Origin of the sequence: Paenibacillus cellulositrophicus, assembly GCF_009363095.1 — a bacterium.
GTDB lineage: Bacteria > Bacillota > Bacilli > Paenibacillales > Paenibacillaceae > Paenibacillus_AQ > Paenibacillus_AQ favisporus.
Window position 1 is genome coordinate 5895635 of sequence record NZ_CP045295.1, and the last position, 13450, is coordinate 5909084.

Genomic DNA, 13450 nt, shown 5'->3' on the forward strand with positions numbered 1-13450 from the left:
CCCTCTGGCGATGATCCCAACAAAGGTTTGAAATTTATAAAAAAGGTTCGATCCGTGGAAAGACCCCGGCGCGGGTCAGCATGTATCCTTTGAAGTACAGAGAGGCTTTACGATCCATTGGATGTAAGCGCTCTCGACCTTGGGCATACCGGAAAGGAGAACGTACCGATGAAGAAAGCAATGTTAGCGCTCCTGATGGTCGCGATGCTGATGGCCCTGACCGCCTGCAATCTGGCCGAGAGCGGAGCCGGTGATAAAAGCAAGGGCTATGTCGGGCTGGCGATGCCGACCAAATCGTCCGAGCGCTGGGTGAACGATGGCAAAAACATGGAGCGGCTGTTCCAGGAAAAAGGCTACAAGACCGATTTGCAGTTTGCGGAGGATGTGGTTGAGAACCAGATTTCGCAAATCGAGAACATGATTACCAAGGGGGTTGACGTCATTGTCGTCGCCTCGATTGACGGAAACACGCTGACCGACGTCATCAAGAAGGCGCATGATCAGGGGATTAAAGTCATCTCCTATGACCGGCTGATCCGGAACACGCCGTATCTGTCCTACTACGCGACGTTCGACAATTTCAAAGTCGGCGTGCTGCAGGCTTCCTATATTGAGCAGAAGCTAGGTCTTAAGGAAGGGAAAGGCCCCTTCAATATTGAGCTGTTCGGCGGATCGCCGGACGACAACAACTCCTATTTCTTCTACGACGGCGCGATGTCCATTTTGAAGCCGTATATCGACTCCGGCAAGCTGGTCGTCCGCAGCAAGCAGACGACGATGGCGCAGATCGCGACCCTCCGCTGGGACGGCGCCTTGGCGCAATCCCGGATGGATAACCTGCTCAGCGCGAACTACTCGAACGCGAACCTGGACGCGGTGCTGTCGCCGTACGACGGCATCAGCATCGGGATCATTTCTTCGCTGAAGGGCGTCGGCTACGGCACGGCCAAAAAGCCGATGCCGATCATCACCGGCCAGGACGGGGAGCTTGCTTCCATCAAGTCCATCGTCGCCGGGGAGCAGACGCAGACGGTGTTCAAAGACACCCGCAAGCTGGCAGAGCAGGCGGTCAAGATGGCAGAGAGCATCCTGAAGGGCCAGGAGGCGGAAGTCAACGATACGAAGTCTTACGATAACGGCATCCAAGTCGTGCCGGCTTATCTGCTGCCGCCGGTATCGGTCGATGCGACGAACGTCGAGAAAGAGATGGTGGAATCCGGTTATTACACTAAGGCGGAAATCGGCCTGAAGTAGTCCGGAGTTCGGAAACAACATAAGCGAAGCGAGGGGAAGGTGAAGCTCACATGTCGGAATACATTTTGGAAATGCGGAACATTACGAAGGAGTTTCCCGGCGTCAAGGCGCTGAGCAACGTGAACCTTAAAATCCGGGAAGGCGAAATTCACTCCCTGTGCGGGGAGAACGGGGCGGGCAAATCGACGCTGATGAAGGTGCTGAGCGGGGTTTATCCGCAAGGTACCTATGACGGAGAGATTTTATTTAAAGGGAAAACCTGCGAATTTAAAAATATCAAGCACAGCGAGGAGCTCGGCATCGTTATTATCCACCAGGAGCTCGCGCTGATCCCGTATCTGTCGATTGCAGAAAATATATTCCTCGGCAATGAACGGTCGAGCCGCGGCATCATGAACTGGAATGAAACGATCACGGGAGCGAAAGAACTGCTGGAGAAAGTCGGACTGAAGGAAAACCCGAACACGCCCGTGGGCAATATCGGAGTCGGCAAGCAGCAGCTGGTCGAAATTGCGAAAGCGCTCTCCAAAAAGGTCAAGCTGCTCATTCTGGATGAGCCGACGGCGGCCCTCAACGAGGACGACAGCGAAAATCTGCTCCAGCTGATGCTTGAATTCAAGCGGCAGGGCATCTCCTGCATTCTCATCTCCCACAAGCTGAACGAAGTGTCGAAAGTATCCGATTCGATCACGATTTTGCGCGACGGCCAAACGATCGAGACGCTTGACATGAAGGGCGGGGACGTAAACGAGGACCGGATTATCCGCGGCATGGTCGGGCGGGACTTGACGAACCGGTATCCGGAGCGCACGCCGAAGATCGGCGATACGATTCTGGAGGTCAAGGACTGGACCGTGTACGACGAACAGCGGAGCGACCGCAAAATGCTGGATCAGGTCAATCTTCATATCCGGCGCGGGGAGATCGTCGGTATTGCCGGGCTGATGGGGGCCGGGCGGACGGAGCTGGCGATGAGCATTTTCGGCAAAGCTTATGGGCGCAACATCTCCGGAACGCTGATCAAGGACGGAAAGCCGATCCAGAATAACACGATCACGCAGGCGATTGACAACGGCTTTGCGTACGTGACAGAGGACCGCAAGCATTACGGCCTGATCCTGATCGACGATATCAAGCGCAACATTTCGCTGACGGGGCTGCCCAAGCTGGCCAAGGGCACGGTGATCGACGACAAGCAGGAGGTTCTGGTGGCGGAGGAAATGCGGAAGAAGCTGAAGATCAAGACGCCGAACATTTTGCAGAAAACGGGGAATCTCAGCGGAGGCAACCAGCAGAAGGTCGTGCTGAGCAAATGGATTTTTTCCGAGCCGGATATCCTCATTCTCGACGAACCGACGCGCGGAATCGACGTGGGAGCCAAATACGAAATTTATACGATTATCAATCAGCTGGCCGATGAGGGCAAAGGCGTCCTCGTTATTTCTTCCGAGCTCCCGGAAATTCTAGGGATCTGCGACCGCATTTATGTGATGAACGCTGGCCGGATCACAGGCGAAGTGAGCCGTGAAGAAGCTTCGCAGGAGACGCTGATGAGATATATGACCAAGACTGGAGGGGCCAAGCATGGAAACGTTGGTTAAACTGTTTAAAAATAATATCCGGCAGTACGGGATGATCATCGCCCTTGTCGTCATCATGATTTTGTTCGAAATGATTACGGGCGGCCTGCTGCTCAAGCCGATTAACATTACCAATCTGATTTTGCAAAACAGCTACATTCTCGTCCTGGCGATCGGGATGGTGCTTGTCATTATTACCGGGCATATCGACCTGTCGGTCGGCTCGATCGCCGCGTTCGTCGGTGCGGTGGCCGCCATTATGATGGTTGACCTGCACTGGCATCCGGTTGTCGCCGTTATCGCCTCCCTGGTTGTCGGTGCGCTGATCGGCGCTTGGCAGGGCTTTTGGGTCGCTTATGTAAAAATCCCGGCGTTTATCGTCACGCTGGCCGGCATGCTGCTGTTCCGCGGTCTGACGATGATCGTGCTGAAAGGGCAGTCCATCGCGCCGTTTCCGAACGGATTTCAGAAGATCAGCTCCGGCTTCATTCCGGATTTCGGCAGTTCCGGAACGAATATTGTGGCGGTGCTGGCGGGTATTCTATTCACCGTCATCTATATCGTCAATGAGCTCAACGACCGCAGAGCGCAAAAGAAATATAACTTTGAAGTGGTTTCCGGCGGACTGTTCATCCTGAAGCTCGTCGTCATTGCGGCCATCATCAACGCATTTACCTTTATGCTTGCGATCTACGCCGGGCTGCCGAACATTCTGATTCTGCTGCTGGTGCTCATTATCATCTACTCGTTCGTCATGAACAAAACCGTGATGGGACGCCATATTTACGCTCTCGGCGGCAACGAAAAAGCGGCGGACCTGTCCGGCGTGAAGACGAAAAAAGTGACGTTCTGGGTCTTCGTCAACATGGGCGTGCTGGCCGCCATATCGGGCCTCATCTTTGCGGCACGCCTGAACGCGGCCACGCCTAGAGCCGGCACCAATTTTGAGCTGGACGCGATCGCCGCAAGCTTCATCGGCGGGGCATCGGCGACGGGCGGCATCGGAACGGTCTTCGGCGCCATTATCGGCGGCCTCGTCATGGGCGTGCTTAACAACGGGATGTCGCTCATCGGTCTGGGGGTCGACTGGCAGCAGGGGATTAAGGGTCTTGTCCTTTTGGCGGCCGTAGCCTTCGATATATATAATAAGAAGAAAGTGACTTTTCTGAAGTGATCGTTTTGAAGCAGTTTAACGGAAAAGGCTGGCATCCCCCGGATGCCAGCCTTTTTTAATAGCGGTTCGTCTCGTTTACTTCCATGCTGAATAAATATTTTCCGTATACTTTGAAATGGCTTCGTCGTAATCGGGATACGGATATCCGAAACGGTTAGACACCGCTTTGGAATACTTTCTGAAAAGCTCATAACAAGTGAATAAAGACTTCCACATGTACTCGTACCCGTTCTCCGCGTAGGTTGACAGCAGAGTCTCCCAATCTTCAACGGGAAGGTAACGGTCGATAAATTTATAATTTTTTCCTACGCTAAAGGTAAACCCGTGCTCAGAGCCAATTTGCCAAGCCATCATCCTCAGCAAATTGGGCCGGGCGATCTCGTTCAAGTGGTCGATGGCAAACAGGATTTCTTTTCGCGCCAATCCCTTGACTACGTAAGTGGATACCATCCAGAACTCATTGCAGCAATCGTCGAACTCCCTGGCCGTAGGCTTCTTAATCCAATACTGGCGGTCATCCGCGATCACCTCATTTGTAATGACAGCATCCTTATCCAGCAACACCTCGACCAAACCGTCGCTTTGGGAGAAATAGTTCTCCACCTCATTGAATGGAATCAGGGTCAAGTCGACTTTATTGCCGTCTTCCAGGTGAATTAGATAGGAAAACCAATTGCCCAGTTCCGGCGGAAACAGCTCCATATCCTCAGGTTTTTGCATCATGATACGCTTCCCTAAAAAGTCGAGCCACCCGTCATGCTCCTTGAACGAATCCATCTCGGTTACAAAATAAGAAATGTCATAATCCTGGAATGCATCCGGAGGGATATTTGTGTTGGTGCGCGATCCTTCCAGGGTCACCAATCGAATCCGTTCATCGTGTTTTGCATAATCCAAAAGCAGCTTCATCATTTCTTGCTCACTTCGCATTTTGCCTTCAACCTCCCCTATTTTCTAGGTCTGCAATGTCATCCTTGAAGGAAGGCGGTCCGCGAATCCGAAGGAAACAGCGCTCTCGGCCTGAGGCACGTTATAACTTATCCAGCCGCTTTTCCATAAGTCATGGCCCTCCGTTTCTTGAACGATAATGTTTTATTTTACCATAAATAAAAGGCATGCCCCAGCAAAAAACAACATAACGTTTGCACTCCGGGAGGCGTTTATAATCATAGACGAGTCGAAGGAGGCGGGAGAATGGCCTTATTACGAGACAGTTCGCAGCGAGAAGAGCTAAAAGAGCAGTACGATCGTCTTTGGATCGAATTTCAGCATTTGGAGGATCGAAAAGTTTGGGTTGAATAATGTGGAAGGAAGTGAACGGATGTTTTACCGCAGAAAATTTTACATTGTGAAAAATGAATTCGTGGACGTTTTCAACCGCCATTTTAATGAAACCAATTTACCGAATCAAATGAAGCACGGCACCCGCCTGATCGGAAGATGGATGGTGCCTCGTGATGAATCCACAACCGAAATTTTTGCGATTTGGGAATATGACAGCCGCGATCAGTACGAGGAAATTGAGGCTAAAATAAGAAGCGACAAGGAACACGTACAGCGGATACAGAACTGGTACGACCAGCATGGCGGAAGGGACCGCGTGTATAAGGAGTATCTATTAGAGGTCCGAAATGAGGAGCTGTTATCTACGGTTGAACATGACGGATTGGCGGATTCGGAATCGGCCGGGCGGCAGCAGGAAAGAGCGACATGAGGAAAGTTCCATTAACGATGGCATCGATGTTGTTATTCGGTTTCCTGCTCGCCTGTAATCAAAGCGACGATCTACCGGATAACGCATTACCCACTGAGAATTCATCGACGGATGACAACCCTGGCGAAGGTATGCAGCAGCCATCCACTTCTTCCCCGGACACTTCGGCTGAACGGGTCAGCCGATTTCCGAAATCGTTCCTTTCGGGATCGGTTGTGCTTGACGCGGCTTCGGATACGCGAGTGGTTCGTGCAGAAACCGTGACCCGGCAAGGGACTCTTCTCATGATTTCCCAAGGAAGGGAGGAACGGGGGCATTTAGCGGTTCCGAGCAATTACGGACGGGAAGGGGACCTGACGTTTCAGGCCGACTATTCCATCGTTTACAGGCAAGCCGGGAAGGAAGATACTCAGTTACTGGACCTGCCTGCCTTTTTATTTGTAAGACCCACTGACGAGAAGTTTCCTTTCGAGCAGGTACGTTTCCAAGACGCGGATGTTTACTTTCTTGCGCCTCAGTATAAGTCGGGTCATGGAATGGAGGCCTACGTGTTTGCGATCGACCGCCGCAGCGGCGAAGCCACAGCTTTAAAAGTCATGCAAAAGGGGCATGCTTTCGGCACGCTTGTGTATTCGGAAATAGAGCCTTTCCCGCACATTGAAAACGACCGCTTGGTGGTCCATCCCCCGATCGGAGCCGGGACTCCCGAAGAAGACACCCATGATGTGTTATACCGGTTGGATTTGGCCAATAAGCGGATGGTGGCCATCGATAATAAAAATTAATTATAGCTGTGCTGTACATTGCCGCCCCCTTCCCGAGGTGATACGCTGAAGATGTTAAATCCAGGAAGGCGGTGCTTCCATTGGTAAGCGTATGAGGTTGCTGACAACAGAATACAAATATTCGATCCATGGAGGCTATAGGATGCCAAACATAGAGCAAATAACGAAGCGGCTGGACCAGCTGCTGAATGATTATATCGCGCAGGATGGCGCGGCGGCGGGCATGGCTGTAGGAATCGTGTACAATCGCGAGCCTGTCTATGCCAAAGGATTTGGTGTGAAAAGTAAAGAGACCGGAGCCCCGGTGGATGAGAACACGCTGTTTCACATGGCCTCAATTTCCAAAACCTATGTGGCTACGGCGGTTATGCAGCTCGTGGAACGCGGACAAATCAAGCTGGATGAGAAAGTGACGGCGTACCTGCCTTACTTCAGGCTGGAGGACAGGCGTTATCGGGATATCACGATCAGGCACATGCTCACCCATACCTCAGGAATGCCGGATGAGGATGATTATGAATGGGATCGGCCTCAGTTGGATGCAGGAGCGCTGGAGCGTTACGTTCGCAGCGTATCGAACCGAGAGCTGTTATGGGATCCCGGCCAGGGAACATATGCTTACAGCAACATAGCCTTTGAGATTCTCGGTGATATCATCGCGAAGGTCTCGGGGGTTTCCTTTGAACAGTACATGCAGGAGCATATTTTGGATGTGCTTGGTATGGAAACGAGCACTTATACGATGCCGGATGCAGACCAGGGCCTGCTTGCCGCCCCGCACATTATGGGGATGGGCTCCTCTTTTGGAGCCAAGGTCAGCCGCGTTTATCCGTATAACCGGGCGCATGGGCCCAGCTCCACCTTGCTGACGAGTGCGGCGGAATCGTGCAGCTACGCGGCGGCTTACTTAAACGGGGGAAAATGGGGCACCGCACCAATTCTGCAGCCATCCAGCATTGAGGAGCTGTGGCGAAGCCATGCGCCAGCTGACGATTTCGGTTATTACCGGAACATTGGCCTGGGCTGGTTCATGGGACCGTATAAGGGGCTGGAAGCGAAAGCGCACGGCGGATCGGACACGGGATTTCGTTCCAATCTGGTCATCCTCCCCGAACCTGGAATCGCAGTGACCCTCATGTTCAATACCGATTACCTTGGACTCCATCAGGTCAACAACGCCATCTTGGATGTGCTGCTTGGGGAGCAGGTCGAAGTGATTCCGCATTCGCTGACGATGCATGCCGCCGGCATATTGGCCACGGAAGGAATAGACTCGGCCCTGAGTGTATACAAGGCGGGCGGCGAGCAGCGCTCCAAGCTCGGTTATGTACCGTACGAGTTCGACTTCGGCTTTCAGGGCATTGCCGGCAGACTGCTTCGGGGCGGGGAACCGGACGGAGCCGCGGCCATCGTTGATTTGGCGTTAGCGCTGGATCCGGACGATGAAGAGCTGCGTTTGATGAAGGATCAGCTTGCCGATTCTATTGCGCGATCCTGATCGTCGTCGTGGCCGCGGCCGCCATCATGTTTTAAACACAAGCCGGTGAAACAGGAACGCAGCGGCGGCCGAAATCACGAGAGAGATCAACCACACCGATATTTTTTGCGGCGTAATCCACGGACGGTCGGACCCGAATTCAACCGTGGACGGCAAGGGTTCCGCACCGTTTGGATCATAGGCGGCCATCATGTTGGCTGTATGTTTTTTGGTCATATACATGCCGAGGCCCGTCTGGATGCCGGTTTGAATAAGAACAAAACAAACGGCAAAGATCAAAGGTAAAGCGATGTACTTTAGCATAGATTGGTGAAATCCTCCGATTCTATTTTTGTTAAATGTTACCACAATTAAACTAGAATTGTCTCTAGTTCGATAAGCCTTTAACAAGCAAAAATCTGCTGAACCTGTGAAACCCTGAGGAAGCAGTGGATAAAAAGATCCTGGCGATCATGCCAAGGATCTTTTTTAGTGCTTATGCCGGCAATACGGCGGTCGTTCGGGGGCAAAGCTGATAGGATCGATTTTTTTCATAGATTCCGTGTGCCACAGAGCTCGTCTATGATTATAATAGTTTCAAGATGGCGGCTTGCAGCCGTCACAGACGTTAACCTTTCGTAAATGGAGAGTTGTCATGATCCCAAAAATCTTTGCCTTGATGCTGATTTGCGCCCTTTGGCTTCCGGTAAACTCGGAGGCGGTTCGAGCTTCGGATTTATCGTCATGGGAAGGAACGAAACCTCAGAAACACCCCATATCCGTCGTCACAAGCCCGGCTGTATCCCCCAAGCTTTCAGATGAGGAAGCGAAGCGGCTAAGGGAGGCCTACGGCCTCGAGCAGCCCGAAACAGAGATACGGCAGAGCATCGGCGATTTCGGCGCTAGCTTTCGTATTCAAGAGCTGCTGGCATGGATATGCATTTTATTCCTGTCCTGGGCACGGCTGTGATGCAGATTACAGAACCTGATCCAGCCCTGTGCTATGATGGTTTCGGTTGAGTTAGTGATTATTTTCACAAAACAGACAGGGGAGATTGGACATGGCTCTGGCTCATCTATCGCTGATAGGCATTTTGCTGCGGTTCCTTCTGGGAGGCGCAGCCGTGGTGGTGGCATCGCTTATTGCCAAACGCGCGGGAGGAGCCGTCGGTGGCATTTTTGCCGCGTTTCCCGCCGTTTTTCTGGCGGCGCTGCTGACGATGAGGTTCGATTACGGGGCCCGTGAACTGGTCGCCCATTCGATGGATTTGTCCCAAGGCGCTTTGATCGGAATGGCGATTAATGTGGCGTGCGCCGCGGCGGCAGGTTACTTGTGCACCAGCAAAGGATGGAAGAAGGGGCTGACCTTGTCCGTAGGCGGCTGGCTGCTCGTTTCGTTCACGATATCCTATGTGCTGTTCAGCTTGTAAAGGGGGAAACATGAAATGAAATTACGGGAGCTGCTTCTTCGGTTCGTGTTGGGCGGTCTGGCTGTCGTATTGAGCTATATGGCGTCGGCCCTGCTGCCTTGGAAGGCGCTTGGCGGTATTTTTGCGGCGTTTCCCGCCGTGATGGTCGTCGCCGTGCTGATGGTCGGCCTCAGCCAGGGCTCGGAAAAGGCGGCCGCGGTTGCCAGAGGTTCGGTATACGGGATGACCGGCTGCGCTGTCTGTGTCGTGACGGTCTGGTATGCCCTGAAAATAACCGGCGCCTGGTGGCCCAGCCTGATGCTGGGACTTATAGGCTGGTTTGCCGGCTCGTTTGCGCTGCTGAAGGTGAGGGAGAAAGTGCAAAAAAACCAGCACTTGCACCGGCTGCCGCGAAAACAGACAAAGCATGTGTAAATGGTCGACTTGCGTCATGGATCAGTCATGCGCAGGGATGCATGACGTTTCCGTGTTGGTGTGACATTTTTCACAGCGCAGGGTGCCCAGCCGTTTTACAATAAAGTCATGCAAGAGTTCTTTCCCGTTGAAGGAGGCAGATCCCATGGCTACACACATTCATGGCAAACATTTTGAAGTGACACCGGCACTCCAGGCGTATGCCGAGCAGAAGATCGGTTCGGCCCAATCCTGGTTTGACGAGACGGTGACCATTCACGTCACCCTGCTGCTGCAGGCCCGGAAACAGGAGCATGTCGTTGAAGCTACCATTCCCTATCACGGCATGGTCTTTCGGGTCGAAGTGAAGGATGCGGACATGTATGCCGCCATTGACCAGGCCGCGGATAAGCTGGACCGCAAGCTCCGCAAGTACAAGGAGCGGGCGCGCCGCAAGCTGCGCAGCCACGGACGCGAGGTCGGCACCGGCATTCAGGACGGCGGACAGCCGGTACCGGAAGCGCCGGAGGAAACCTTTGTCATTGCAAAAGAAAAGCGGCTCGTGATGAAGCCGGTGGATCTGCAGGAGGCTGTGCTGCAGATGAATTTGCTGGACCACAGCTTCCATCTGTTCTTGAACCGGGATACCAACCGTGAGGAAGTCGTTTACCGCAGGGCGGACGGCACTTACGGGCACCTCTTTGCTGATTAAGCCAGGTTTGTTGTCTTCAAGTCTTGATGACTCCTAACTGCTATTCCTTTGCGCCGAATGGAGAGCCATAGCTCCATTCGGTATTTTTTTGTTTAGACGATAGAATTTCGCAAAAAGCGCCTAACACCGCATTTTTTCGGACCTTTAAAATTTTATAGATCGATGTGAGTAATGTCATAGTTAGCCCCCCTGGGATTCCAGTAGGATGAACTCATCAAGGAGATGAGGGACCGGCAAAGGTCTCCAAGGAGGAGAAAACGATGGCTGTTAAAGAAAGCAAGCTGGAAACAAAGAACTCCGCCCAAGAAGAAGTGAACCGATTGGTCGCCCGCGCCAGGAAGGCGCAGGAAGCGTACCTGAACATGAATCAAGAGGAAATCGACGAAATCGTACAGGCGATGGCGCTGGCCGGTTTGGACCGGCACATGCCGCTCGCGAAGATGGCGGTCGAGGAGACCGGCCGGGGCGTCTACGAGGACAAAATCACCAAGAATATATTCGCGACGGAATACATCTATCACAGCATCAAGCATGACAAGACGGTCGGCGTTATCGAGGAGAACGCGTTTGAGAGCTACAAGAAGGTCGCCGAGCCGGTCGGCATCATCGCCGGTGTTACCCCGGTGACGAACCCGACGTCCACGACCATGTTCAAGACGCTGATCGCAACGAAGACGCGCAATCCGATCATCTTTGCCTTCCACCCTTCCGCCCAAAAGTGCAGCGCAGAAGCGGCCCGCACGCTGCGTGACGCCGGAATCGCGGCCGGCGCGCCGGAGCACGGCGTGCAGTGGATTGAAACGCCGTCCCTGGAAGCGACGCAGCTGCTGATGAACCACCCCGACGTGGCGCTCGTGCTGGCAACCGGAGGCTCGGCGATGGTGAAATCCGCTTACAGCACGGGCAAACCCGCGCTTGGCGTCGGACCGGGCAACGTTCCCTGCTTCATTGAGCAGTCTGCGGATTTGAAGCAGGCCGTGACCGACTTGATTCTTTCGAAGACGTTCGACAACGGCATGATCTGCGCTTCCGAGCAGTCCGTCATTATCGAGGAGCCGGTGTACGACCAGGTCCGGAAGCTGATGAAGGACAGCGGCTGCTACTTCCTGAACAAGGCCGAAACCGAGGCCGTGTCCAAGCTGGTCATCAACAGCGAGAAGTGCGCGGTAAACGGGGTCATCGTCGGCCAGCCGGCGGTAAAAATCGCCGAAATGTCCGGCATTCAGGTGCCGCAGGATACCAAAATCCTCGTGGCCGAGCTGGCGGGCGTCGGTCCGGCCTACCCGCTGTCCGCAGAGAAGCTGAGCCCGGTTCTTGCCTGCTATAAGGTCAAGACGGCGGCGCAGGGCATTGAGCGCGCGGCCGAAGTGGTCCAATTCGGCGGCATGGGACACTCGTCCGTCATCCATTCGAACGATGACGCCATCATCCAGGCGTTCGCCAACCGCCTGCAGACCGGGCGCGTCATCGTCAACTCGCCTTCGACGCACGGGGCGATCGGCGACATCTACAACACGAACCTGCCGTCGCTGACGCTCGGCTGCGGTTCGTACGGACACAACTCGACGACGTCCAACGTCACGTCGGTGAACCTGATCAACGTGAAACGCGTGGCCTACCGGACGGTCAACATGCAGTGGTTCAAGGTTCCGCCGAAGGTCTATTTTGAGAAGGGCGCAACGCAGTACCTTGAGAAAATGCCGAACATTTCCCGTGTGCTGGTCGTCACCGACGAGATGATGGTCAAGCTGGGATACGTCGAAAAGGTGGAATACTACCTGCGCAAACGCGTCAACCCGGTAGCGATCGAAGTGTTCTCCGACGTGGAGCCGGATCCGTCCGTCGAGACGGTAGAGCGCGGCACGAAGCTGATGGAGAGCTTTAAGCCCGATTGCATTATCGCGCTTGGCGGCGGCTCCCCGATGGATGCGGCCAAGGCGATGTGGCTCTTCTACGAATATCCGGACACCAGCTTCCATTCGCTGAAGCAGAAGTTCATGGATATCCGCAAGCGGGTCTATAAATACCCGCGCCTTGGGGAAAAAGCCCAGTTCGTTGCGATCCCGACCACTTCGGGCACCGGCTCGGAAGTGACCTCCTTTGCCGTCATCACGGACAAGAAGGAAGGGAATACGAAGTATCCGCTCGCCGATTACGAGCTGACGCCGGACGTGGCGATCATCGACCCGGAATTCGTGTACAGCCTGCCGAAAACGGCGGTGGCCGACACCGGCATGGACGTCCTCACGCATGCCATCGAGGCGTACGTTTCCGTCATGGCGAGCGATTACACCGATGGGCTTGCGCTTCATGCGATCCGGCTGGTGTTTGAAAATCTGGAAAAGTCCTTCCACACGGCGGATCCGCTGGCCAGGGAGAAGATGCATAACGCGTCGACGATTGCCGGCATGGCGTTTGCCAACGCCTTCCTCGGCGTCAACCACAGCCTGGCCCACAAGTGGGGCGGCCAATACCATACGGCCCACGGGCGGACGAATGCAATCCTGATGCCGCATGTCATTCGATACAATGCGCAGAAACCGACGAAGTTCGCGTCCTTCCCGAAATACAACCATTTCGTGGCCGACCTGCGCTATGCGGAAATCGCACGGATGCTCGGCCTGCCGTCCCGGAATACGGAGGAAGGCGTCAACAGCCTGATCGAGGCGGTGCGCAAGCTGAACCAGTCGCTGGGCATTCCGGAGAAATTCCAGGATCTCGGCTTTGATCCGGCCGATTTCGAGGCCAAAGTGGATTATTTGGCCGACCGTGCGTTCGAAGACCAGTGCACGACGGCCAACCCGCGGATGCCGCTGGTCAGTGAACTGGCGGACGTTTACCGGAACGCCTTCTACGGCAAATTCTAGGAGCTGCACCGCATGATCCAGCCGGCTGCCGACCGAAAGCGTCGGCAGCCTTCTTGTCTCAGAA

13 protein-coding genes are annotated in these 13450 nt (G+C 54.1%); 11 read left to right on the forward strand and 2 right to left on the reverse strand.

Annotated elements, in window-relative coordinates; all coding sequences use genetic code 11:
* Positions 1-168 precede the first annotated feature (168 nt).
* Genes chvE through mmsB form a run of 3 tightly spaced genes read left to right on the forward strand, consistent with a single transcriptional unit; the run spans position 169 to position 4008 of the window.
* The gene (gene chvE / locus GCU45_RS26835; protein WP_076168834.1) at positions 169-1254 is read left to right on the forward strand and encodes a multiple monosaccharide ABC transporter substrate-binding protein; all 1086 of its coding nucleotides are present in this window, start codon (positions 169-171) and stop codon (positions 1252-1254) included.
* A gap of 50 nt (positions 1255-1304) precedes the next feature.
* Complete coding sequence (gene mmsA, locus GCU45_RS26840; protein ID WP_152401859.1) at positions 1305-2855, forward strand: multiple monosaccharide ABC transporter ATP-binding protein; 1551 nt, start codon at positions 1305-1307, stop codon at positions 2853-2855.
* Positions 2839-4008, forward strand: coding sequence for a multiple monosaccharide ABC transporter permease (gene mmsB / locus GCU45_RS26845; protein ID WP_152401861.1), 1170 nt, complete (start codon positions 2839-2841; stop codon positions 4006-4008). The genes mmsA and mmsB overlap by 17 nt, the downstream gene beginning before the upstream one ends.
* Positions 4009-4083: 75 nt before the next feature.
* On the opposite strand, the gene ant(6) is transcribed toward mmsB, so the two are convergent.
* Positions 4084-4938, reverse strand: a complete 855-nt coding sequence (ant(6), locus tag GCU45_RS26850) for an aminoglycoside 6-adenylyltransferase (protein WP_152401864.1) — start codon at positions 4936-4938, stop codon at positions 4084-4086.
* 391 nt (positions 4939-5329) lie between these two features.
* Here ant(6) and GCU45_RS26855 point away from each other — a divergent pair, with 391 nt between their 5' ends.
* The 3 genes from GCU45_RS26855 to GCU45_RS26865 all read left to right on the forward strand — a co-directional run bounded on the left by GCU45_RS26855 (position 5330) and on the right by GCU45_RS26865 (position 8005).
* Complete coding sequence (locus GCU45_RS26855; RefSeq protein ID WP_152401866.1) at positions 5330-5722, forward strand: NIPSNAP family protein; 393 nt, start codon at positions 5330-5332, stop codon at positions 5720-5722.
* Positions 5719-6507 carry a hypothetical protein gene (locus GCU45_RS26860; RefSeq protein ID WP_152401868.1) on the forward strand — a complete coding sequence of 263 codons (789 nt, stop codon included), beginning with the start codon at positions 5719-5721 and terminating at the stop codon, positions 6505-6507. Before GCU45_RS26855 ends, GCU45_RS26860 begins: the two co-directional genes overlap by 4 nt.
* A gap of 142 nt (positions 6508-6649) precedes the next feature.
* Complete coding sequence (locus tag GCU45_RS26865) at positions 6650-8005, forward strand: serine hydrolase domain-containing protein (RefSeq protein ID WP_167527239.1); 1356 nt, start codon at positions 6650-6652, stop codon at positions 8003-8005.
* A gap of 24 nt (positions 8006-8029) precedes the next feature.
* Here GCU45_RS26865 and GCU45_RS26870 read toward each other — a convergent pair whose 3' ends face one another.
* Positions 8030-8308, reverse strand: a complete 279-nt coding sequence (locus tag GCU45_RS26870) for a hypothetical protein (RefSeq protein ID WP_152401872.1) — start codon at positions 8306-8308, stop codon at positions 8030-8032.
* A 331-nt stretch (positions 8309-8639) separates the two neighbouring features.
* Between GCU45_RS26870 and GCU45_RS26875 the strand changes: the two genes are divergently transcribed.
* The 5 genes from GCU45_RS26875 to adhE all read left to right on the forward strand — a co-directional run bounded on the left by GCU45_RS26875 (position 8640) and on the right by adhE (position 13386).
* A complete protein-coding gene (locus GCU45_RS26875; RefSeq protein WP_152401874.1) occupies positions 8640-8954 on the forward strand; it encodes a hypothetical protein in 315 nt (104 codons plus the stop codon).
* Positions 8955-9051: 97 nt separating this feature from the next.
* Complete coding sequence (locus tag GCU45_RS26880; RefSeq protein ID WP_152403362.1) at positions 9052-9414, forward strand: DUF3147 family protein; 363 nt, start codon at positions 9052-9054, stop codon at positions 9412-9414.
* Positions 9415-9429: 15 nt separating this feature from the next.
* Positions 9430-9828, forward strand: coding sequence for a DUF3147 family protein (locus tag GCU45_RS26885; RefSeq protein WP_152401876.1), 399 nt, complete (start codon positions 9430-9432; stop codon positions 9826-9828).
* A 145-nt stretch (positions 9829-9973) separates the two neighbouring features.
* Positions 9974-10519: a ribosome hibernation-promoting factor, HPF/YfiA family gene (hpf, locus tag GCU45_RS26890; RefSeq protein WP_152401878.1), complete on the forward strand. Its 546-nt coding sequence runs from the start codon at positions 9974-9976 to the stop codon at positions 10517-10519.
* 260 nt (positions 10520-10779) lie between these two features.
* A complete protein-coding gene (adhE, locus tag GCU45_RS26895; RefSeq protein WP_152401880.1) occupies positions 10780-13386 on the forward strand; it encodes a bifunctional acetaldehyde-CoA/alcohol dehydrogenase in 2607 nt (868 codons plus the stop codon).
* Positions 13387-13450 lie beyond the last annotated feature (64 nt).

Excerpts from the sequence above, each read along its gene's own strand:
- mmsB (WP_152401861.1), top strand. The coding sequence starts at position 2,839 with ATGGAAACGTTGGTTAAACTGTTTAAAAATAATATCCGGCAGTACGGG.
- GCU45_RS26865 (WP_167527239.1), top strand. The coding sequence starts at position 6,650 with ATGCCAAACATAGAGCAAATAACGAAGCGGCTGGACCAGCTGCTGAAT.
- GCU45_RS26885 (WP_152401876.1), top strand. The coding sequence starts at position 9,430 with ATGAAATTACGGGAGCTGCTTCTTCGGTTCGTGTTGGGCGGTCTGGCT.
- GCU45_RS26860 (WP_152401868.1), top strand. The coding sequence starts at position 5,719 with ATGAGGAAAGTTCCATTAACGATGGCATCGATGTTGTTATTCGGTTTC.
- mmsA (WP_152401859.1), top strand. The coding sequence starts at position 1,305 with ATGTCGGAATACATTTTGGAAATGCGGAACATTACGAAGGAGTTTCCC.
- GCU45_RS26870 (WP_152401872.1), bottom strand. The coding sequence starts at position 8,308 with ATGCTAAAGTACATCGCTTTACCTTTGATCTTTGCCGTTTGTTTTGTT.
- GCU45_RS26875 (WP_152401874.1), top strand. The coding sequence starts at position 8,640 with ATGATCCCAAAAATCTTTGCCTTGATGCTGATTTGCGCCCTTTGGCTT.
- hpf (WP_152401878.1), top strand. The coding sequence starts at position 9,974 with ATGGCTACACACATTCATGGCAAACATTTTGAAGTGACACCGGCACTC.
- chvE (WP_076168834.1), top strand. The coding sequence starts at position 169 with ATGAAGAAAGCAATGTTAGCGCTCCTGATGGTCGCGATGCTGATGGCC.
- GCU45_RS26855 (WP_152401866.1), top strand. The coding sequence starts at position 5,330 with ATGTTTTACCGCAGAAAATTTTACATTGTGAAAAATGAATTCGTGGAC.
- adhE (WP_152401880.1), top strand. The coding sequence starts at position 10,780 with ATGGCTGTTAAAGAAAGCAAGCTGGAAACAAAGAACTCCGCCCAAGAA.